The 20514-nt window shown below is 72.1% G+C and carries 23 protein-coding genes and 1 pseudogene; 15 read left to right on the top strand and 9 right to left on the bottom strand.

The window, feature by feature from the left end; translation table 11 throughout:
* Positions 1 to 75: 75 nt before the first annotated feature.
* Complete coding sequence (locus tag WD250_02510) at positions 76 to 363, bottom strand: type II toxin-antitoxin system Phd/YefM family antitoxin (protein ID MEX2619070.1); 288 nt, start codon at positions 361 to 363, stop codon at positions 76 to 78.
* A 155-nt stretch (positions 364 to 518) separates the two neighbouring features.
* Between WD250_02510 and WD250_02515 the strand changes: the two genes are divergently transcribed.
* The 4 genes from WD250_02515 (at position 519) to WD250_02530 (ending at position 4040) form a co-directional block, all read left to right on the top strand.
* Positions 519 to 1448, top strand: coding sequence for a tyrosine-type recombinase/integrase (locus WD250_02515; GenBank protein ID MEX2619071.1), 930 nt, complete (start codon positions 519 to 521; stop codon positions 1446 to 1448).
* 90 nt (positions 1449 to 1538) lie between these two features.
* Positions 1539 to 2138 carry an alpha/beta fold hydrolase gene (locus WD250_02520; protein MEX2619072.1) on the top strand — a complete coding sequence of 200 codons (600 nt, stop codon included), beginning with the start codon at positions 1539 to 1541 and terminating at the stop codon, positions 2136 to 2138.
* Between the two features lie 124 nt (positions 2139 to 2262).
* Entirely contained in the window at positions 2263 to 2520 is a 258-nt protein-coding gene (locus WD250_02525) for a hypothetical protein (protein MEX2619073.1), read from the top strand.
* Positions 2521 to 3086: 566 nt separating this feature from the next.
* Entirely contained in the window at positions 3087 to 4040 is a 954-nt protein-coding gene (locus tag WD250_02530) for an alpha/beta hydrolase (GenBank protein ID MEX2619074.1), read from the top strand.
* A 95-nt stretch (positions 4041 to 4135) separates the two neighbouring features.
* Here the strand turns inward: WD250_02530 and WD250_02535 are convergent, their stop codons facing one another.
* Positions 4136 to 4453 (bottom strand): putative quinol monooxygenase, encoded by a 318-nt coding sequence (locus WD250_02535; GenBank protein MEX2619075.1) that lies wholly within the window; start codon positions 4451 to 4453, stop codon positions 4136 to 4138.
* Between the two features lie 319 nt (positions 4454 to 4772).
* On the opposite strand from WD250_02535, the gene WD250_02540 reads away from it, so the two are divergent.
* From WD250_02540 to pepN, 10 genes and pseudogenes are all read left to right on the top strand, one after another.
* Positions 4773 to 5966, top strand: coding sequence for a DUF6596 domain-containing protein (locus tag WD250_02540; protein MEX2619076.1), 1194 nt, complete (start codon positions 4773 to 4775; stop codon positions 5964 to 5966).
* Positions 5917 to 6075 carry a hypothetical protein gene (locus tag WD250_02545; GenBank protein MEX2619077.1) on the top strand — a complete coding sequence of 53 codons (159 nt, stop codon included), beginning with the start codon at positions 5917 to 5919 and terminating at the stop codon, positions 6073 to 6075. Before WD250_02540 ends, WD250_02545 begins: the two co-directional genes overlap by 50 nt.
* Before the next feature lie 230 nt (positions 6076 to 6305).
* Positions 6306 to 7460, top strand: coding sequence for a GAF domain-containing protein (locus WD250_02550; protein ID MEX2619078.1), 1155 nt, complete (start codon positions 6306 to 6308; stop codon positions 7458 to 7460).
* A complete protein-coding gene (locus tag WD250_02555; GenBank protein MEX2619079.1) occupies positions 7453 to 8088 on the top strand; it encodes a response regulator transcription factor in 636 nt (211 codons plus the stop codon). The genes WD250_02550 and WD250_02555 overlap by 8 nt, the downstream gene beginning before the upstream one ends.
* A gap of 76 nt (positions 8089 to 8164) precedes the next feature.
* Positions 8165 to 9127 (top strand): hypothetical protein, encoded by a 963-nt coding sequence (locus WD250_02560; protein MEX2619080.1) that lies wholly within the window; start codon positions 8165 to 8167, stop codon positions 9125 to 9127.
* A 92-nt stretch (positions 9128 to 9219) separates the two neighbouring features.
* Complete coding sequence (locus WD250_02565; protein MEX2619081.1) at positions 9220 to 9627, top strand: SDR family oxidoreductase; 408 nt, start codon at positions 9220 to 9222, stop codon at positions 9625 to 9627.
* A gap of 13 nt (positions 9628 to 9640) precedes the next feature.
* Positions 9641 to 9922, top strand: a pseudogene (locus WD250_02570) (hypothetical protein).
* Positions 9919 to 10347, top strand: coding sequence for an S-adenosylmethionine:tRNA ribosyltransferase-isomerase (locus tag WD250_02575; GenBank protein ID MEX2619082.1), 429 nt, complete (start codon positions 9919 to 9921; stop codon positions 10345 to 10347). Before WD250_02570 ends, WD250_02575 begins: the two are co-directional and overlap by 4 nt.
* A gap of 81 nt (positions 10348 to 10428) precedes the next feature.
* A complete protein-coding gene (locus WD250_02580; GenBank protein ID MEX2619083.1) occupies positions 10429 to 10983 on the top strand; it encodes an S-adenosylmethionine:tRNA ribosyltransferase-isomerase in 555 nt (184 codons plus the stop codon).
* Positions 10984 to 11018: 35 nt separating this feature from the next.
* Positions 11019 to 13586, top strand: a complete 2568-nt coding sequence (gene pepN, locus WD250_02585) for an aminopeptidase N (protein ID MEX2619084.1) — start codon at positions 11019 to 11021, stop codon at positions 13584 to 13586.
* Between the two features lie 12 nt (positions 13587 to 13598).
* Here pepN and WD250_02590 read toward each other — a convergent pair whose 3' ends face one another.
* The gene (locus WD250_02590) at positions 13599 to 14915 is read right to left on the bottom strand and encodes a phosphoribosyltransferase family protein (protein ID MEX2619085.1); all 1317 of its coding nucleotides are present in this window, start codon (positions 14913 to 14915) and stop codon (positions 13599 to 13601) included.
* Positions 14916 to 14996: 81 nt separating this feature from the next.
* Positions 14997 to 15791, bottom strand: a complete 795-nt coding sequence (locus WD250_02595) for an SURF1 family protein (protein ID MEX2619086.1) — start codon at positions 15789 to 15791, stop codon at positions 14997 to 14999.
* A gap of 154 nt (positions 15792 to 15945) precedes the next feature.
* Between WD250_02595 and katG the strand changes: the two genes are divergently transcribed.
* Positions 15946 to 18141 carry a catalase/peroxidase HPI gene (gene katG, locus WD250_02600; protein ID MEX2619087.1) on the top strand — a complete coding sequence of 732 codons (2196 nt, stop codon included), beginning with the start codon at positions 15946 to 15948 and terminating at the stop codon, positions 18139 to 18141.
* Positions 18142 to 18205: 64 nt separating this feature from the next.
* Here the strand turns inward: katG and WD250_02605 are convergent, their stop codons facing one another.
* The 5 genes from WD250_02605 to WD250_02625 all read right to left on the bottom strand — a co-directional run bounded on the left by WD250_02605 (position 18206) and on the right by WD250_02625 (position 20299).
* Positions 18206 to 18346, bottom strand: a complete 141-nt coding sequence (locus WD250_02605; protein MEX2619088.1) for a hypothetical protein — start codon at positions 18344 to 18346, stop codon at positions 18206 to 18208.
* 105 nt (positions 18347 to 18451) lie between these two features.
* The gene (locus tag WD250_02610) at positions 18452 to 19087 is read right to left on the bottom strand and encodes a cyclase family protein (GenBank protein ID MEX2619089.1); all 636 of its coding nucleotides are present in this window, start codon (positions 19085 to 19087) and stop codon (positions 18452 to 18454) included.
* A 67-nt stretch (positions 19088 to 19154) separates the two neighbouring features.
* The gene (locus tag WD250_02615; GenBank protein ID MEX2619090.1) at positions 19155 to 19337 is read right to left on the bottom strand and encodes a hypothetical protein; all 183 of its coding nucleotides are present in this window, start codon (positions 19335 to 19337) and stop codon (positions 19155 to 19157) included.
* Complete coding sequence (locus WD250_02620; protein MEX2619091.1) at positions 19325 to 19864, bottom strand: YhjD/YihY/BrkB family envelope integrity protein; 540 nt, start codon at positions 19862 to 19864, stop codon at positions 19325 to 19327. The genes WD250_02615 and WD250_02620 overlap by 13 nt, the downstream gene beginning before the upstream one ends.
* 15 nt (positions 19865 to 19879) lie before the next feature.
* Positions 19880 to 20299, bottom strand: a complete 420-nt coding sequence (locus WD250_02625; protein ID MEX2619092.1) for a hypothetical protein — start codon at positions 20297 to 20299, stop codon at positions 19880 to 19882.
* Positions 20300 to 20514: the final 215 nt, after the last annotated feature.

Consider the following 20514-nt stretch of genomic DNA (forward strand, 5'->3'; position numbering starts at 1 on the left):
AGCCCGTCACAGGCTCCGCCCCACCCAGACGTCCCTTCAGAAAATCTGCACCCGAAGGTAATGGTGTACGACGGCTCAGGCACCGACTTCCGAGCGCCCACGGAACTCGTCGCGGACCTGCTGCAACGAAGTGCCTTGGGCTCCGGCGTCGAGTTCGGCCAGACCCTGGGTGATCGCGGCGACCGACTCCTGGTCGGAGAGGACCTCCAGGGTCAGCTCGAGTCCTTCGAGGTCGTCGATGGACAGCAACACTGCCTCGGCGCGGCCGTTGCGCGTGAGGGTGAACCGCTCATGTTCGGCGTGGGCGAGGCGAGCAAGTTCGTTCAGCTTGGCTTTCGCCTCGCTCACCGGCAGCGTCGTCATGGTCTGAATAGTAGTCCGTTTCGGGGGGACGGGGCAACGGTCGCCGGGCTGTCACCCGTCCGGCACACCGCCACAGCCTGGCCCTCGCGGCGTAGGGCTGGTGGCTGACTCTGTTTGGGAGGACGGTGACGGCATGTCCATCGAATGGAGATGCCATGGCCACCACCTCGCTCCGTGTTGATGACGTGCCGCTCCTGCTCGAGTCGTTCCTCACCGGCTACTGGTCCCAGCGCACACGGGCGAACTACCGGTTCATCCTCGGCGGCTGGTTCACCTGGTGCACCCGCCATGAGCACGACGTGCTTCGTGACACTGACCCACGCGTGGTCGAACGCTGGATCACCGACATGCAGCAGCACCCGTATGCAGCGAACACCATCGCCGCTCGCGTGTCAGCGGTCTCGGCGTTCTACCGCTGGTGCTTGCGCGAACAACTCGTCGACCGCAACCCCGTCGAGGCGATCCGTCGCCCCAGCCGTCCGGGAGAGTCGACCACGTCGAGCCTGACCCGCCACCAGCTCACCGACTGGCTCGCGGCCGCCGAACGCCACGGCGGTGCCTGGTGGGCCGCAGCGATGCTGCTGGGCCTCAACGGCCTGCGCTGCGGCGAGCTCATCGCCTGCGACGTCACCGACGTCGGCAACCACTCCTGGCACCACACCCTGGCGTTGCGCACCACCAAGGGCGACAAGCCCACCGTGATCGCGCTCGCCCCCCCGACCATGCAAGCGATCGAGACCGCTGTCGACGGTCGGTCCGGCGGGCCGCTGCTGCGCAACACCGCCGGCCGGCGAATGACCGTCTACAACGTCCAGTACCTGGTCGCCGCGCTCGCCCGCGACGCCGGGATCATCAAACACCTGACTCCCCATGGGCTGCGACACAGCGCTATCACCGTTGGCCTGGACGCCGGCGTTTCCTTGCCGACATGCAGGACTTCGCCCGCCACGCCGACCCCAAGACCACCCGACGCTACGACCGCTCCCGCCACGCCCTCAACCGCCACGCCACCTACGCCATCGCCCGCTACCTCGCCGGAGGCATATAGACATCGGTCCTGCGGGCCATGGTCCGCATTCGTGTAGGCGGGGCGGATTCAACGGATAACCGAACCCTCGGCACTCAGGAGCCTGTCGCAGGAACCGACAGGCCGAACCGCCGGCGTAGCCTGGGGTATGCAGTACACCGACTGGGGTGAGCGCGCCGCTTGCTGGTCCGGGATCCGCCGCGAGACGGTCGATGTGCACGGCACGAAGGTGCACTACCTGGTAACGGATCACACCCGGACGTCGGATCAGCCGGTTCACCTGCTCGTTCCCAACCCTGCCAACGGCGCCTCGAACTGGCTCGACGTACTCGCGGGGCTGCGGGCACACGCGCATGCGATCGCGGTAGACCTGCCCGGCACGATCGCCGGCCACACCGCGCTGCCGAACCGGCGCGCGGCGAGCATCGAAGCCAACGCGCTGTTCCTGCGTGATTTCAGCGACGCACTCGAACTCGATCTGGTCGTGGTTCACGGCTGGTCGGCGGGCGGGATGATTGCGCTGCTGTTCGCCGACCAGGCACCCGAACGGGTCGCCGGACTCGTGTTGGTTGTTCCGGCACTTCCCTCCCCCGCTGAGCGCGGGCGAGGCGCGCATGTGGCGGACCCTCGGCAGCGCTGGGTTGGCGGTCGTCGCGCCGGTCGCCCGTGCGCTGCTCCGCGTTTCGGAGAGACGGATCCTCGCGTGGAACCTGCAGCAACTGAACGATCCCGCGTCGATTTCGGGTAGCAGATGGAATACGGGCGGTGACCTGACGAAGATGTCGGCGGAAATCGCCGGTCTCATGCGAGATGAGATGTCGGCGGTCTAGTCGACACGCCTGGGAAGCGCGGTCACGGTGTATGCCTCAGTCATGTCGCTGATGTTCGTCTGGCGGCGATCCGTGCTCGACGCGATGCGCCGGGTCGCGGCGCGGACTCTTCTTGTTTGGGGCGATGAGGATCGCCTCACTCCCCGCGCGTCGATCGATGACTGGACTGCGCACCGGCCCGACTGGAACTTGGTGGTCTTGCACGGTGTGGGTCACGCGCCGCCGTTGGAGGTCGCCGCCGATTACGCGCGCACGGTCATCGACTGGGTGGGGCTCACGGGTTCAGGACACGACCAATAGGGATACGTCGGGTAGCTGCTGGGAGCGGCTGTGAACAACCTCCGGTAGCAGGCTGGACCAGGCAGGAGCGACTACAGCCGCCAGGGTTCGGGAAACTTGGCACTCAAGGATGTAGAAGCCGCTGAGCTCGAGGCCAGCAGGGAGTGCCGGGCCGGCTGCCATGGAGCCGTTTGCGACGCTGACGACCCGTGCGGTCTCCCTGGGCATGAAGGCTTCCCCTCCGCGAGCGAAGGACGCCGGCCTTTGCGAGGTCATGAGTGATCTCGGTGTAGGCCGAGAGCTCGGCTGCTGCCTCAGCAGCTGTGGTCATCGCTGCGCGTGCCGGGTCCAGGTACAGAAGCAGTGCATACCGCATGTCGCCTCCCGTCGGACCGTGCCAGGCGATACCCACGGCCTTAGGGTTATCGGCGGCGGATTCAACGGGTCGCTGCAACGGCCTCGGTGAATCCGCCGCGGCACACCGATGGCGGTCCTCCGCCGCGAGATGCGTGTTTGCCCGGAGGTTTCGTTGACGGCCTGAGCTGCGTTTGCCCATACTTGTCCCACGGGCGGGGAGGGCCGGCGACATGGTGGATCGCATCGAGCGGGAGCGGGCGCGTCTGGGCGCCGCCGAAGCTGCGGTGTTCGCCCACTACGGCGTGGACGCCTCATCCGAATCGCTCAGCGTTGACGATCCACCGCTGGTCACGCGCGTGGTGCGCTGCGGGCGGGGAGCTCCCACCGTGCTGTTCCACGGTGGAGGCATGACGGCGACGGTATGGACCCCATTGCTGCCCCACCTACCGGCCCGGTCCCTGAACCTGATCGATCTCCCTGGCTGCGGCCTGGCCGATGCCTTCGACTACACCTGCGTGGACCTCGCCGAGCACCAGGCCGCGTTCGTCGGCTCGGTGCTGGACGCGCTCGGACTCCAGCGTGCCGCACTGGTTGGCAGCTCACTTGGTGGCATGTACGCGTTGCGGTTCACGCTGCAGCAGCCGGAGCGAGTCACCGCGCTCTCGCTCATCAGCGCCCCCGCCTTCGCGTTGCCGGGCGCACGGATCCCGTTTCCGATGTCGCTGAGCAGCAACCGCCTGCTGGGTCGGCTCATGACCGCGCTGGCACCCTCTCCGACGCCACGCATGATGCGGCGGGTGCTCGCCATGATCGGCGGCAAGCAGGGGTTGGAGGGCGTGCCGGAAGCGCTGTTCGATGCATTGGGGGCGGCGATGGCGCTGGCAGGACCGACGACCGCTTCCCTCGGACCAGAGTCTTTCCGCTGGAGCCGGCCCCACCCACACCTCGTCGTCACGGACCAGGAGCTCACGAACTGCCATGTGCCGGTGCAGCTCATCTGGGGGGACACCGACAAGGTGCAGTCGCCCGATGCCGGGATCCGGGCTGTCGAGTTGCTCCCCGACGGAAGGATCGAGATCCTCCCCGGTGGGCACGGGATCTGGTTCGACGCGCCCGCCCGGTGTGGAGAGCTTCTGACCGACTTCCTCCGCAGCGTCGAGGAAGAGGGTGCGTCGCCGAAGTAGAGGGATGGATCCGTTGGCCCACGACCGAGGTGCGGGACGCCAGCGAACCTACTGGTAGCGGCGGCGGATTCAACGGGTCGCTGAATCCGCCGCTGCTAACTGGGGGGAGGCCGAAGGCCCTTCCCGCCAAGGGGCTGCAACTCGAAGCGGTCGCCCATCTCTGCGATCACGGGACGAGCACGCGCGATCAACTGCTGGATCGCTTCCAGGTCCAGCGACGCCTGATGCGCCTCAGCGTCATCCCAGACTTCGACGACCCAGATGGAGTCGGCGTTGTGGGCGTCTCGGCTGACCACGTACAGGTGGCAACCCGCGACGTCCTCGAGTGCTCCCGCGGCCTCCAGCAGATGGTCCACCAAAACGTCACCCTTGCCGGGCTTCGCGACGATCTTCCCACACAGCCCGTAGTTCACATCGTCCTCCTCGAGCCTCGAGCCGCCACGCTACAGGCAGGCGACAACCCTGGCGTAGCGGCTGATCACCTATGCGGGCCTTGGGGCGTACAGCCGAAGCGACGGTCACCACGGTCCTGCGGGCCAAGGACCGCACTGGGGCCCGGGCCGACGACGACGTCGTGGCCACCGACGGGCCGTACCTCGAAGCCAAGGAGCACCTGGGTGGATTCTGGATCCTTGACGAGGAGCAGCAGCGGTCGAATGGAGCCGACGCGTCATGTGGTGCGTGCACGCCCCCATCGAGCTCCGGCCGTTCCGGGCCCAGTCCTGAGCACGGATGACGGGCCACGTCGACGCCGCCGCGATCGGCCGGATCGTCCGTGAGGATTCCGGCCGATCCGTGGCCACGCTCGTGCGCATCTTCGGTTCGATCGACCTGGCCGAGGACGCGGTGCAGGACGCGTTCGTCGTGGAGCAACCCGGGCACGACGAACCGCGGCAGGTGGGCGCCGTGAAGGACGACCAGCTCCGCCTCGTCTTCACCTGCTGCCACCCCGCACTGTCAACAGAGGCCCGTGTCGCGCTGACCCTGCGGCTGCTCGGGGGGCTCACCACCCTGGAGGTCGCGTCTGCCTTCCTGGTCTCGCAGCCGACGATGGCGCAGCGCCTGGTGCGGGCCAAGCGTAAGATCCGGGAGGCGCGGATTCCGTTTCGGGTGCCCGACGAGGACGACCTGCCCGTACGGCTCGCAGCTGTCCTCACCGTGGTCTACCTCGTCTACAACGCGGGGGCGGACCGCGACGGCCACCCCTGCGCGGACGCGGTCAGACTCGCACGGGTGCTGCGGGACCTGCTGCCGGACGAGCCGGAAGTAGCCGGGCTGCTCGCGCTGCTGCTGCTCGCCGAGGCGCGCCGACCCGCACGACACGACGCTGACGGCCGGCTGGTCGTGCTCCGCGACCAGGACCGGTCGTGCTGGGACCGGTCGCTCATCGACGAGGGCCTTGCGATCGTCCGCCGGCTCCTCAACCGGAACGAGCCCGGCCCCTTCCAGCTTCAGGCAGCGATCGCCGCGGTGCACACCGACGCGGCCACGTTCGAGCAGACTGACTGGCCGCAGGTGCTGGCGCTCTACGACCATCTCTACGCCGTGCAGCCCACCCCGGTGGTCGCACTGAACCGCGCCATCGCCCTGGGCGAGACCGAGGGGCCCGCCGCCGCGCTCGCGGTCGTCGACCGCTTGGCTCTAGACGACTACCAGCCGTTCCATGCCACCTGCGCCCACCTGCTACGCGAGGTCGGCCGCCACCGAGAGGCCGACGACGAGTACCGCCGGGCCGTCGACCTTGCCGTGGAGCCCGCTCAACGCGCATGGCTTGAGCAACAGCGGACCTCAAATTTGGTCACGGACGGCACGTTCCGAGGGCGCCCGCCGAACGTGATCCCGCGCAAGGTGTACGAGGAGCTGCGCTGCCCGCACGATGGACGAGGTCGACGAGCTGGTGCGCCAGGGGCAGGCGCTCACGGGTAGGTCGCGCACCACGCCGCTGTGGGACCCCGAGCGCGACGGGCGTTTCGTCGACGACTGGGACAAGGCGCTGGATCGGCTGGCCGACCCCCCCGCTCCGACGGTAGCTTAGGCCCGGCTCTCCAGGAGCACCCGGCACGCCTCCGCGCACCGGTGGCAGGCCTGGGCGCAGAGCCGGCAGTGCTCGTGGTGGTCGGCGTGGCTGTCGCACGCCAGCGCTCGCGGGCGCTGCTCATGGTGCAGTCCTTGTCGTCGGCGTCGTGCACGCGTACCCGCGATCGGGCCCGCGTGAACCCAGGCGCGAACGATCGGGGTCACTGCGCCTCGGCTATCGTGAGGACCGTGAACGACGCTCGTCCGCCGGGTGGCACCCCGTCCTCCGTCGCTGTGGGTGACGCCGTGCTGGCGGTGGCCGCCGAGCGCACCGCCGACACGGTCCTGCGGCGCCTGGTCGAGGCGGCGCGCACCCTCGCCGGGGGGCGGTACGCCGCCCTCGGCATCCCCGACGGCGACGGCGGCTTCGCCCAGTTCCTGACCACCGGGCTGACCGCGGAGGAGACCGCTGCCATCGGTCCGCTGCCGCGGACCCACGGCCTGCTCGGCGCGATGCTCGACGAGCCCGCGTCCTTTCGCACCCTGGACATCACCCGCGACCCGCGCTCCTGGGGCTGGCCGCCCGCGCATCCGGAGATGCGGTCCTTCCTGGGCGTGCCGATCGCCGCCGACGGCGCGGTGATCGGGGCGATCTACGTGACCGACAAGGAGGCTGCGGGCGGGTTCACCGACGCGGACCAGGAGGTCATCGAGCTGCTCGCCGCGCACGCCGCGGTGGCGCTGGAGAACGTGCGTCTCAGCGAACGCACCCGTGAGCTCACCATGATCGAGGAGCGCGCCGCGCTCGCCCGGGAGCTGCACGACGCGATGACCCAGAAGCTGTTCAGCCTGAACCTGGTCGCCGAGGCCGCGGCGGTCACGGTGACCGCCGACCCCGTGGTGGCGACGGCGCACATCCGTACCTTGCAGGGTCTGGCGCGCGACATCCTTGCCGAGCTGCGGTCCCTGATCGTGGAGCTGCGTCCGGCGGACCCCACCGCCGACGGGCTGGTCGCTGCCCTGCGCGCGCACGTGGGCGTCGTCGCCCGGGTGCACGACCTCGACGTGGGGCTGCGCGTCGGCGGGGACGTCCGGCTCGATGCCGAGCGGGCGCGCCACGTCTTCCTGGTGGTGCAGGAGGCGCTGCACAACGCCGTGCGCCACGCCGCCGCCGGCAGCGTCGACGTGGTGGTCACCGTCGACGAGGAACGCGTGGTCGTCGAGGTCTGCGATCAGGGCGCCGGCTTCGATCCCGACGACCTCACGGTGCGCAGCAGCCGGCTGGGGCTGACGTCGATGCACGAGCGCGCCTCCGCGGTCGGCGGGCGGTTGACGATCGACTCGCGGGTGGGGGCGGGGACGACCGTGCGCCTCGAGGTGCCGGTCGCGGAGCGCGATGACTGAGCGCATCCGCGTGCTGGTCGTCGACGACCACCCCGTCGTGCGCCAGGGGCTGCGCGCCTTCCTGTCGACCCTTGCGGGCATGGAGATCGTGGGTGAGGCAGCCGATGGGGACGAGGCCGTGCGCAAGCTGCGTCACCTGCGACCCGACGTCGCCCTGCTCGACCTCGTGATGCCCGGCACCGACGGCCTGGCGGTGCTCGAGCAGGCCGCCGCGCTCGGGTTGCCCACCCGGCTGATCGTGCTGACGAGCTTCTCCGACACCGACCTGGTCGTGCCCGCCGTGCGGGCCGGCGCAGCCGGCTACCTGCTCAAGGACGCCGGGCCGCGAGCGTTGGAGGAGGCGATCCGCGCCGTGCACCGCGGCGAGGCCCTGCTGCACCCGGGCGCCGCGGGGGCGGTGATGCGCGAGGTCGCCCAGCCCCCGTCGACGCCGGCACCGGACCTCACCCCGCGGGAGCGGGAGGTGCTGGCGCTGCTGGCGCAAGGGCTCACCAATCGGCTGATCGCCCGCGAGCTGGCCGTGGCCGAGAAGACGGTCAAGACCCACGTCTCCCACGTCCTGGCCAAGCTCGGCGTCGCCGACCGCACCCAAGCGGCCCTGCAGGCGGTCCGCGAGGGTCTCGTCTAGCACGCCCGACACCGCCACCCTGCCGGGGCGCACCGAGAGGACGCCGCGACAGCCGTTCGACGGACAGGTCCACCCGATGCGACGTCCACTCCTCGCCCTCGTCCTCGCCGCCCTCGTCCTCGCCGCCTGCGTCGACGACGACGGCGCCCTGCCCGACGATCGCGGCCCCTCGCCCGACGGCGCGGACATCGGGGAGGTGGAGGCGGTCGCGCCCGGCGAGATCGGCCCCCGGACGAACCTGTTCGGCGTGGGGTTCGAGGGCCTGTGGCGGTTCGCGCAGGCCACCGAGGTGGCGCTCGTGCTGGAGCCCGACGCCGCAGCGGCAGACCTCGCCGACGAGCTGCGCGCCCAGGCCGGCGTCGCGGCCGTCGACCGCCTCGACGCCGCCGCGGCCGAGGACCGCGCCGCGCTGGACGCCCTCTTGCCGCCCGACGCCCCGGTGCCCCCCGTGCTGCTGGTCACTGCCGACGACCACCCGACCGCCCTGTCCCTGGGGGCCCTGGTGCAACGCGAGGAGGTCGCACACACCCTGGTCCCCACCTGCGACGCCCTGGCCGGGACCGCCAGGCTGCACGGCAGGGCGCGGGCCCAGGCGCTGCTCGACGCCGCCGGGTGCCGCCAGATCGTGCTGGTGGCAGCCAATGCCGACGTCGACACACCGTGGGTGGCCGCGGCGGGTGTCGACGCGGGCACGGTCTGCATCGCCGCTGCCGTCCAGCACGGCCCGCTGCCGACGAGCTCCTCCACGTGCAGCCGGAACCCCGCGGACCCCGGCCTGCCGGTGGCGGCGCTGACGGGCGGCTTCGTGGTCGGTTTCGCCCCCGCCAACGCTGCGACGGTGGAGCTCGAAGCCGGGGGCCGGTCCGCCACCGTGAGGCCGGTGACGCTTGCAGACGGGCCCGCGCTGGCCTACGCCGCCTTCCTGCCCGAGCCCGACCCCGACGACGGACCCCTGCTCGGCGCGCCCGACCTCGCCGACCTCACCTGGCGCTTCCTCGACGCCGACGGTGCGGTGATCGACCAGGAGTCGGGGGCGTAGGACCAGCGGCCGAGGGTGACCGGGCCCTGCGGCGGAGGGCAGGCCCACCGTGTGCTCCTAGCGTTCGTGGCACACGATCGAAGGAGCCTGCCATGCACCCCCTGTCCATCGCTCTGGTCACCGGCGGGTCGCGCGGTCTGGGCCGGGCCCTGTGCGCCAGCCTGGCCGCCGACGGCTGGACCGTCGTCACCGATGGCCGTGACGCCCCGGCCCTGGCCGCCGCCACCGGGCACCCGGCAGTGCACGCGGTGCCCGGCGACGTCACCGACGAAGCCCACCGCCGGGCCCTGGTCGCAGCCGTCGACGCGCAAGGGCCCCTGGCGCTGCTCGTGCTGAACGCGAGCATGCTCGGCCCGAGCCCCCAGCCACCGCTGGCCGACTACCCGGTGGACGTGCTGGCGGCGGTGTACGCCACCAACGTCCTCGCGCCCCTGCGGCTGGTGCAGCTGGCCCTGCCCCGGCTGCGTCCCGGCGGGGCGATCGTGGCGGTCACCTCGTGATGCCGCCCGTGAGCCCTACCCCGGATGGGGCGGCTACGGCTCGTCGAAGGCGGCGCTGGAGCAGGCCGTCAACGTGCTGGGCGCCGAGCGACCCGACCTGCGCGTGTACGCCGTGGATCCCGGCGACATGGACACCCGCATGCAGGCCGAGGCGTTCCCGGGCGAGGACACGTCAGACCGTCCCCCGCCGGAGGCGAGCGTGCCCGGACTGCGCCGCCTGATCGACGGGGACCTGCCGAGCGGGCGCTACGAGGCCCGTGCGCTGGTGTCGCCGGTGGCGCCGGTGGCGCCGTGACCGCCCTGGGCGCCCTGGGCGCCGCCGACGCCGGGGCCCTGGACTTCGACCTGCCCGCGCATCTGGACGCCGACGCGCCGCCGGAGGCGCGGGGCGGGGCGCGCCACGACGTGCGCCTGCTCGTCGCGAGGCGTGCCGACGGCCAGGTGGTCCACCATCGGCTGACCGACCTGCCAGCGCTGCTGGCACCGGGGGACCTGCTGGTGGTCAACACCTCGGCGATGGTGCCGGCCGCGCTGCCGGCGACCCGCCCCGACGGCACGGTCCTGCGCGCGCACGTCTCGGGACCCCTGCAGGGGCAGCGGCGCTGGCTGGTGGAGCTGCGCTGCCCGGTGGGGGCCGACTGCACCTGCACGCGCCCCACGCCCCGGGTGCGGGGCCGGGCTCGGCGGGTGCGTCGTCCCGGCTGTGGGTCGCCACGCTGACCCTCCCGCTGCCCCTGATCGCCTACCTGCGGCGGCACGGCCACCCCATCCGCTACCGCACCAGTGGACGCCAGTGGCCCGTTGACGCCTAACCAGACGGTCTTCGCCGGGGTTCCCGGCAGCGCCGAGTCGCCCTGCGCGGGACGGGCGTTCTCGACGCGGCTGGTCACCGACCTCGTCGCCGCGGGGATCGGTGTTGCACCCCTGCTGCTGCACACCGGGGTCTCGTCGCCGGAGGAGGGCGAGGCGCCCTACCCCGAGCGCTACCGGGTCCCCGCCGCGACCGCCGAGCGGGTCAACGACGCCCGGGCGCGCGGGCACCGGGTCGTGGCGGTCGGCACCACCGTCGCCCGGGCACTTGAGACCGTCACCCACGCCGACGGCGTCACGTCGGACGGTGCCGGCTGGACCGACCTGGAGATCACCCACGAGCGCGGCGTGCGGGCGTTGGACGGGCTCCTGACCGGTTGGCACGAGCCCCGCTCGTCGCATCTGCGCCTGCTGGCGGCCGTCGCCGGGCGCCCGCTCCTGGCGGCCAGCTACGCCGCGGCGCTCGACGGTGGCTACCGCTGGCACGAGTTCGGCGACCTGCACCTCATCCTGCGCACGGCCCCGGGCGGCGCTCGGCTACGGTAGGCGCGTCCATAGAGCCCTCGAGTGGGAAGCGTGCGATGCCGACCGACAACCTCACCCGTGACGAGGCGCGCACGCGCGCCGCGCTGCTGTCCGACGTCGCCTACGACGTCGACCTGGACCTGGCCGGTGACGGCGACACCTTCGCCAGCCGCACCGTCGCGCGCTTCGCGTGCGCGCAGGCGGGGGCGTCGAGCTTCATCGACCTCGACGCCGAGTCGGTCCAGTCGGCCACGCTGAACGGCCAGGCGCTGCCCGCGGCGGCCTTCACCGGCCATCGCCTGCGGTTGGAGGACCTGGCCGAGCGCAACGAGCTCGTCGTGGACGCGCGCTGCCGGTACCAGCGCACCGGTGTGGGGCTGCACCGCTTCACCGACCCCGTGGACGGCCACGTGTACCTGCATACCCAGTTCGAGCCGTTCGACGCCCACCGCGTGTACGCGTGCTTCGACCAGCCCGACCTGAAGGCGCCGTTCACGCTGCGTGTCGAGGCTCCCGCCGGTTGGGAGTGCATCTCCAACGCCGCCGCCGAGGAGCGCCCCGACGAGGGCGTGGCGGGGACCTGGCGCTTCGGGCAGACCCTCGCGCTGTCGCCCTACATCACCGCCCTGGTCGCCGGTCCCTTCCACGCCGTCCACGAGCCGTTCACCCTCGAGGTCGACGGCATGGCGGCCCAGGACATCCCCCTCGGGGTGTACTGCCGGCGGTCGCTGGCCGAGTACCTCGACACCGACGAGATCCTGGAGGTCACGCGCCAGGCGTTCGCGTTCTTCACCGAGGCGTTCGGCTACCCCTACCCCTTCGGCAAGTACGACCAGCTGTTCGTCCCCGAGTTCAGCTTCGGGGCGATGGAGAACGCCGGCTGCGTCACCTTCAGCGAGGGCTACGTGTTCCGCTCGAAGGTCACCGACGCGGCACGGCAGTCACGGGCCTCGACGATCACCCACGAGATGGCGCACATGTGGTTCGGTGACCTGGTCACGATGCGCTGGTGGGACGACCTGTGGTTGAACGAGAGCTTCGCCACCTACATGGGGACCCTGGCCCTGGCCGAGGCGACCCGCTTCGACACCGCGTGGGCCCGCTTCGCGGGCAGCACCAAGTCCTGGGCCCTCAGCCAGGACCAGCTGCCGACCACGCACCCGATCGCCGCGGACATCGTCGACACCGACGCGGTGCGCACCCACTTCGACGGGATCACCTACGCCAAGGGCGCGTCGGTGCTGAAGCAGCTGGTCGCGTGGGTGGGCCGCGAGGCGTTCCTCTCGGGGGTCCGCGACTACTTCGCGCGCCACGCGTTCGGCAACGCCGAGCTCAGCGACTTCCTGGCGGCGCTGGAGGCCGCCGGCGGCCGCGACCTGGGCGAGTGGTCCAAGCAGTGGCTGCAGACCGCCGGGGTCACCACCCTGCGCGTGGAGGTCTCGAGCCGCATCGACCTGCAGACCGAGGACGGCCGCTACAACGCGGTCACCATCAACCAGGAGGCCACCGAGGAGCACCCGACCCTGCGCGACCACCGGCTGGTCGTCGGCTGCTACACGCTGACCCGCGCTGAGCTGGGTCGCACCAGGCGCGTCGAGCTGGACGTGACCGGGCCGAGCACCGAGGTCGAGGAGCTGGCCGACGAGAAGGCCGCCGACCTCCTGCTGCCCAACGACGAGGATCTCGCCTTCGCCAAGGTGCGCCTCGACGACTGGTCGGTGGGCACGCTGCTGGCCAACCTCTCGCGGATCACAGACCCGCTGGCCCGCTCGCTGTGCTGGGGCGCCCTGTGGGACCAGACCCGCGACGCCGAGCTGCCGGCCCGGCGGTTCGTCCGCCTGGTGGCCGACCACGCCGCCGCCGAGTACGAGATCGGCACCTTGCAGTCGCTGCTCGGCCAGGCCGTGTCGGCCATCATGCGCTTCGGCGACCCGGACAACCGCGAGGCCGCCAAGGCTCTGCTCGCCGACGCCGTGCGCCACGAGCTCGACGGAGCCGAGGCGGGCAGCGACCGCCAGCTGGTGTGGGTGCGCCAGCTCGCCAGCCTGGCCGCCACCGAGCAGGACCGGGCCTGGGCCCGCGGGCTGCTCGACGGTGCGGTGGAGGTGCCCGGGCTGGCCGTGGACACCGAGCTGCGCTGGCACCTGGTCGGCGGGCTGGCCGCCGTCGGCGACGCCGACGAGGCACTGATCGCAGCCGAGGCCGACCGTGACCAGACCGACATGGGTGCGCGACGTGCCGCCGGCGCGCGCGCGGCCCGCCCCATCGCCGAGGCCAAGGCCGAGGCATGGGCCGCCCTCACCGAGGACCGCCATCTGACCCTGGCCATGATGCGGGCGCTGGTCGGCGGGTTCTCCCAAGCCGGGCAGGAGGAGGTCCTGGCCCCCTACGTCGATCCCTACGTCGACCTGCTGGCGGACGTGTGGGCGACCCGCACGCCCGAGGAGGCGCTGCTGCTCACCAGCGGGCTGTACCCGTCCCCGGTGGTGAGCGAGGACGCCGTCGCCGCGGCCGACCGGGCGCTGGCGCTCGAGGGCCTGCCCGCGCCCGGGCGGCGGATGGTCATCGAGGCGCGCGACAGCACCCAGCGGGCGCTGCGGGCCCGTGCCGCCGACCGCTCCTGACCGCTCTCACCGTCACAGGTGGTGGGTGAACCAGCCGACCGCGAGGCCAGCCACGCGCTCCAGGGCTCCCGGTTCGGGGAACAGGTGGGTGGCGCCCTCGACGATCTCCAAGCGGGTGCCCGCGGTCATCCGCGCCATCGCGTCGCGGTTCATCTGGATCACCGGTGTGTCGGCGCCGCCGACGACCAGCAGCGTCGGTGCCGCCACCCGGGGGAGCGCCGCGCCGGCGAGGTCCGGGCGCCCGCCACGAGACACCACGGCGGCGACGTCGGGGCGCTCCACGGCGGCGACCAGCGCGCACGCCGCACCGGTCGAGGCGCCGAAGTAGCCCACCGGCAGGCCGCTCGTGGCGGCCTCCGCAGCGACCCAGTCGGTGGCTGCCACCAGCCGGGTGGCCAGCAGCGCGATGTCGAAGCGCAGCGCGCCCGTCGGCGCGTCGACCTGTTCCTCCTCGGGGGTCAGCAGGTCGATCAGCAGCGTGGCGAGACCGGCTTCCTGCAGGGTCGCGGCCACCTGGCGGTTGCGGGGGCTGTGACGGCTGGAGCCGCTGCCGTGGGCGAACACCACGACCCCGCGCGCTCCCCGGGGCACGGTGAGGTCACCGGCGAGCTGCGCGTGCCCCGCCGGGATGGTGACCTCCCGGGCATGCGCGTCCCGGCGCCGCGCCCCACCCACCGTCGTCCCGGCGCCGGACCTGTTGTCGGTGCTCGCGGCCAGCAGGGCCTGCACCTCCTCGTCGGTGGTCTGGGCGAAGTCGCGGTACCACTGGCCCACCGCGGCGAAGCCCGGGGGGGTGGCGACGACCACCACGTCGTCGGCCTCGTCGGCCATGCGCCGGGCCGTGCGGGGGGCGGCGACCGGCACCGCGAGCACCAGACGGTCGGGCCCGTGGCCGCGCAGCGCCCGCAGCGCCGCGCGGGCGGTGACACCGGTGGCCAGCCCGTCGTCGACCAGCACCGCGGTGCGCCCCCGCACCGCGGTCAGGGGACGCTCGCCGCGGTAGCGGTGCACGCGCCGGTCGAGCTCGGCACGTTCGGCCTCGACGGTGTCCGCCAGATCCGCGACGTCCAGTCCGAGCAGACCGAGGGCGTCGTGGTCGAAGATCGGGTCGCCGCCCTCGGCGACGGCACCCACACCCAGCTCGGGCCGTCCGGGCGCGCCGAGCTTGCGGGCGACGATCACGTCCAACGGGGCATCCAGTGCCGCCGCCACCTCCACGGCGACCGGCACCCCCCCGCGGGGCAGGGCCAGCACGACCGCGTCGGCGTCGGCGTAGTGGGAGAGCTGCGCGGCCAGCTGTCGGCCGGCGTCTCGACGGTCGGCGAACATGCGCCTCGGCCTCCCGGAGTCGGATCGGGGATGTCCACCTCATACCATCGGGGCCGCCCGGCCATGCCGGGGGCGGGCCGGCTACGGGGCCGGCAGCTCGCTCAGGTCGCCGGTCGCGGCCCGGCTGTCGTCGGGGGCCGCCGCCTCGTCGCGGCGTTCCAGCGCCGTGCGGCGGACGAGCGCGGGGTAGCCGACCAGGCCGACGGCGGCGAAGAGGAACCACTGCACCGCGTAGGACAGGTGGTTGCCCGCGGTCAGCTCCGGCGTGTCGGCGGCCACCGGGAGGTCCGCACCGGCCGGGTCCTGGTCCTGCAGCAGCACGTAGTAGGGCCGCAGCGGGCGCTCGACCTGCTGCTGGAGGCGCTCGAGGTCGACGCGCGACACGGTCGTGAGGTGGCCCTCCGCGCGGATCCCCGGGGTGAACCGGGCGGTGGGCTCGTCGGGGAACACCAGGCCGGAGACACGCACCTCGCCCTCGGGGGGCGCGGCTTGGGGCACCGGCGGGTCGGCGAGCTCGAAGGGCACCCAACCCCGGTCGACGATCACGGCATCACCCGCGTCGGTGACCAGCGGGCTCAGCACGTGGTGGCCCGGCCGCCCGTCACGGGCCCGCGGGGTCAGCAGCACCTCCTCGTCCACCACGTAGCGCCCGGACAGCCGCACCCGCCGGTACGCGAGGTCGTCGGCGGGCAGGCCCGCCAGGTCGGACAGCTCGGCGGCGGGGGCGTCGATCCGCTCGGCCACGAGCGCGTTGCGCGTCGTGCGCTGCTCGTGGCGGTCGAGCTGCCAGAACCCCAGCAGGACGAACGTCACGGCGAGTCCCACCACCAGCACGTGGCCGACGATCCACTTGGGGGACAGCAGGAAACGGTACATGACGTCGCCATTGTCGCGCCTCGGCCGCTGCGTTGCCCACCCGCGACGTCGAAGGGTAGTGTCGAGGCACCCGCACATCCGCCACCGCCGCCATGTGTTGCCGCTGGTTGTTCCCGGCGGGAAGAAGGAAACAGCGACGAAGGAGAGGGACGCCGTGTCTGACAGCGTCAGCGAAAGCGAGAACCCCGTAGTCCCCGCCCCGACTCCCGAGGCGACGCGGCCCCGGACGAACCGGGACTGGTGGCCGAACCAGCCCGACCTCTCGGTCCTCCACCAGCACTCGCCCCGGTCCAACCCGATGGACGAGGACTTCGACTACGCCGCGGAGTTCGCGACGCTCGACGTCGAGGCGCTGAAGCAGGACATCTTCGCGGTGATGACCTCGTCGCAGGACTGGTGGCCGGCCGACTACGGCCATTACGGGCCGCTGTTCATCCGGATGAGCTGGCATGCCGCGGGCACGTACCGCATCCACGACGGCCGGGGTGGTGGCGGCGACGGCGCGCAGCGCTTCGCGCCCCTGAGCAGCTGGCCCGACAACGCGAGCCTCGACAAGGCACGCCGGTTGCTCTGGCCGGTCAAGCAGAAGTACGGCCGGCGGATCTCCTGGGCCGACCTCCTGGTCTTCGCCGGCGACTGTGCCATGCAGTCGATGGGGTTGTCCACGTTCGGCTTCGGCTTCGGGCGCGAGGACATCTGGGAGCCCGAGGAGATCTTCTGGGGGCCCGAGGACACGTGGCTCGGCGATGAGCGCTACAGCGGGGACCGGGAGCTCGCCGAACCGTTCGGCGCCGTGCAGATGGGGCTGATCTACGTGAACCCGGAGGGCCCCAACGGCAACCCGGATCCGGTGGCTGCCGCCAAGGACATCCGCGACACCTTCGGCCGGATGGGGATGAACGACGAGGAGACGGCTGCGCTCATCGCCGGCGGCCACACCTTCGGCAAGTGCCACGGTGCGGTCGGGGAGGAGTACCTCGGTCCCGAACCCGACGCCTGCCCCGTCGAGCACCAGGGCCTCGGCTGGCACAACACCTACGGCAGCGGTAAGGGCCCAGATACCCTCACCAGTGGGCTGGAGGGCGCCTGGACCAACGAGCCGATCCAGTGGGACAACGGCTTCCTCGACAACCTGTGGGGGTACGACTGGGAGCTGACGGAGAGCCCCGCCGGGGCGAAGCAGTGGACGCCCAAGAACCCCGAGGCCCAGGGGACCGTGCCCGACGCCCACGATCCGTCGAAGCGCCACGCCCCCATGATGCTGACGACGGACCTGGCCCTGAAGGTGGATCCGATCTACGGGCCGATCACGAAGCGCTTCCACGAGCACCCCGACGAGTTCGCCGACGCGTTCGCCAAGGCGTGGTACAAGCTGCTGCACCGCGACATGGGGCCCGTCTCGCGCTACCTCGGCCCGTGGGTTGCCGAGCCCCAGGTGTGGCAGGACCCGGTCCCCGAGGTCGACCACGCCCTGATCACCGACGCCGACGTCGCCGCCCTCAAGGGCACGATCCTCGCTTCGGGACTGTCCGTCTCCCATCTGGTCTCCACCGCCTGGGCGTCGGCGGCCACCTTCCGCGGCACCGACAAGCGTGGCGGGGCCAACGGGGCGAGGATCCGCCTCGCCCCGCAGCGCGACTGGGAGGCCAACGAGCCGGCCCAGCTGGCCACGGTGCTCCAGGCCCTCGAGCAGGTCCAACAGGACTTCAACGCCGCGCAGTCCGGCGGCACGAAGGTCTCGCTCGCCGACCTGATCGTCCTGGGCGGCTGCGCGGCCGTCGAGCAGGCGGCGAAGGACGCCGGGCACGACCTCACGGTCCCGTTCGCGCCGGGGCGCACCGACGCCTCGCAGGAGCAGACCGACGTGGAGACCTTCGCCGTGCTCGAACCGGCCGCGGACGGGTTCCGCAACTACCTCCGTCCCGGAGCGAAGCTGTCGCCCGAGACCCTGCTGGTGGACCGGGCCAACCTGCTGACGCTGACCGCTCCCGAGATGACGGTGCTGCTCGGCGGCATGCGGGCGCTGGACGCCACCTACAGGCATGCTCGGCACGGCGTGTTCACCGACCGGCCCGAGACGTTGACCAACGACTTCTTCGTGAACCTGCTCGACATGCGCACGGAGTGGAAGGCGTCCGCGTCGTCCGAGCACGTGTACGAAGGACGCGATCGTGGTACGGGCGCGGTCATGTGGACCGCCACCGCCGCCGACCTCGTCTTCGGGTCGAACTCGCAGCTGCGCGCCATGGCGGAGGTCTATGCATCCGACGACGCGCAGGAGAAGTTCGTGCGCGACTTCGTGGCGGCGTGGGACAAGGTCATGATGCTCGACCGCTTCGACCTCGCCTGACGGACGTCGTCACACCGCAGATCCGGCCGGTGCGCGCACGCGCACCGGCCCGTCCATCGGTCGGCTAGGACTCCTGGCGGCGCAGGACCTTCACGACCGCCGCGCCGATGCCGGCGACCACGGCCAGCTTGGTGAGCTTGCCCAGTCCCTTCTTGACGGCGACCAGGATCCCCGCCTTTTTCGCCACTTCCTTCTTGTTGGCCATGAGCCCCTCCGTTGAGTCGACTTGCGGCACCATACCGCGGGACACCTGCGGGCTACGCGTCCGCTGGGGGTGGTGTGTCCTCCGCAAGCTCCGGCGAACCACCCCTCAGCCGACGAGCACCGCCCGTGCGGGCGCGCCGTCGGAGCCGGGCAGGAGCAGGGGCAGCGCGGCGAGGTCGTAGGCCCCGGCCGCGACACCGTCGAGGTCGAGCCCTTCGAGGACCGCGACGCCGGCCCCGAGCAGCGCCTTGTGGACGGGGAAGCCGTCGTGCTGGGCGGCGAAGGTCTCGATCGACACGTAGTCGATGCCGAGCAGCCGGACGCCCCGATCCAGGCACCACTGCGCGGCCGAGGGGTCATAGGCGACGTAGTCCTCGCGGAACGCGCGATCGGTGCGACTCCATCCCGAGTTGCGGGTGCGGGCCAGGATCCGCTCGGCCCCGGCCGGCAGGTCGGCGCGGCTGAGGTCGTCTGCGCCGATACGCTCGTGGACCCCGCGCAGGTCCACGACGTGGCAGCGGCCGACGAACGCGTCGGGCGGGAACGTCTCCACGCCGCCGCCGCCGGGCAGGAAGTGCACGGGCGCGTCGACATGGGTGCCCGTGTGGGCGCCGAGCGACAGGTGGGAGACCGTCGCCGGGTCCTCGGGCTGCTCGGCGACGAGCTCGCGGCGCAGCCCCTGCTCCCCGGGCCAAACCGGCAGGTCGCCCCGCAAGGGGGCACTGATGTCGTAGACGGTCATGGACGAATCCTCTCGATCGCGCGAGCGGGCTACCCCGACCCGGCACGTCCAGCATGCCGCGCAGGGGCTACCCGGCGGACCGGCGCGTCTGGCGGGCGGTGTTCAGCTCCGCGCCGAGCAGCAGGCTGAGGTTCGCCCCGTACAGCCACAGGCCCAGCACCACGGCCGTGGACAGCGCGGGCGGGTACTGCTGGGCGAGCTGGTCGGCCACGGTGAGGGCGAGCGCCAACGCGACGGTCACGACGGCCACGCCGAGCGTCGACCACGCCGCTCCCACCCACAGCCTCGACCAGGGCAGCGGAGCATCCCGGCCAGCAGCACCAGGCCGACGGCGAGGCCCTTGACCCGCCCGAGCAGACCGCGAATCGCCAGCGGGCTCTCCTGCTCGCACACGGCATCGAGCGCGCGCCGCCACCCGCTCGCCAGGGTCGTGGCGGGCCAGAGCAGCACGACCATCCCCACACCGGCGTACCTGGCGCCCTGGTCTTGCATCTGCTCCAGCAGGCCACCGAGCCCCAGGGTCTCGGGGAAGCTGTGCTGCAGCGTGTCGATCAGGGTGTTGATCAGGTGGTCGGGTGCCACCATCCGCAGGAGCCCCAGCCCCACGCCGACCGCCGGGCTGAGCGACAGGAGGCCGAAGAACGCCAGCCCTGCGGCGAGGACCAGCGTCTGGTGCCGGGCGGCACCCTCGATGACGGCACGCACACTGCCGGGCAGGCGCTCGCTGACGTCTGCCGCCCGCTCGGTCGCCGCTTCCACCTGATCGGTCCCGCCCACGGGACAGCAGTACCCCTACCGGGCGGTTGCGAACCCAGCAGCCGCATCGTGCACCGCGTTGCGGCGCCACAGGACCAGCGCGATCAGGGCGATGGCCGCGAGCAGCTCGGACCACAGTGCCGCGCCCTCCGGGCCCGACCAGGTCCACTGGGTCTCGAATCCGAAGAGCCCGACGCTGCTCGAGACGGTGAACGCGGCCACCTGTCCCAGCGACAACAGCACGCCCGCGCTGACCACCACCCGGTTGTTCGTGGCGAGCACGGCGACCGCGAGGACGAACGCGGTCAGGGCGCCGGCGAGGAACAACGGGCCGATGACCGGGATCTCGGCGTAGCCGTCCCGCCACAGCCACAGATGGACGACCCCCTGCGTCGCCAGCAAGACGGCACCGATGCCGCGCAGGACGACACGGGGAAGGCGGGGATCGTCGGTCACACGAGACTCCGAGGTTTGGGGGGGCATGCTGGGGTAGGGCGGTGGCCATGGGTGTTCGTGGGCCGGGCGGCGACGGATTGGGGTGGCCGGGCAGCCAGCGTGCGTCGCCGCCGTGGTGACGGCGAGGTCAGCGGGCGCGGGCGGCGGTGTCGTAGCGGTCCCTGCCCGCCACGCGCTCCACGCTGGCGACCATGGCCTCGGGCTCCCGGCACCCG

This window comes from Egibacteraceae bacterium (assembly GCA_040905805.1).
In the GTDB taxonomy this organism is placed as follows: Bacteria; Actinomycetota; Nitriliruptoria; order Euzebyales; family Egibacteraceae; genus DATLGH01.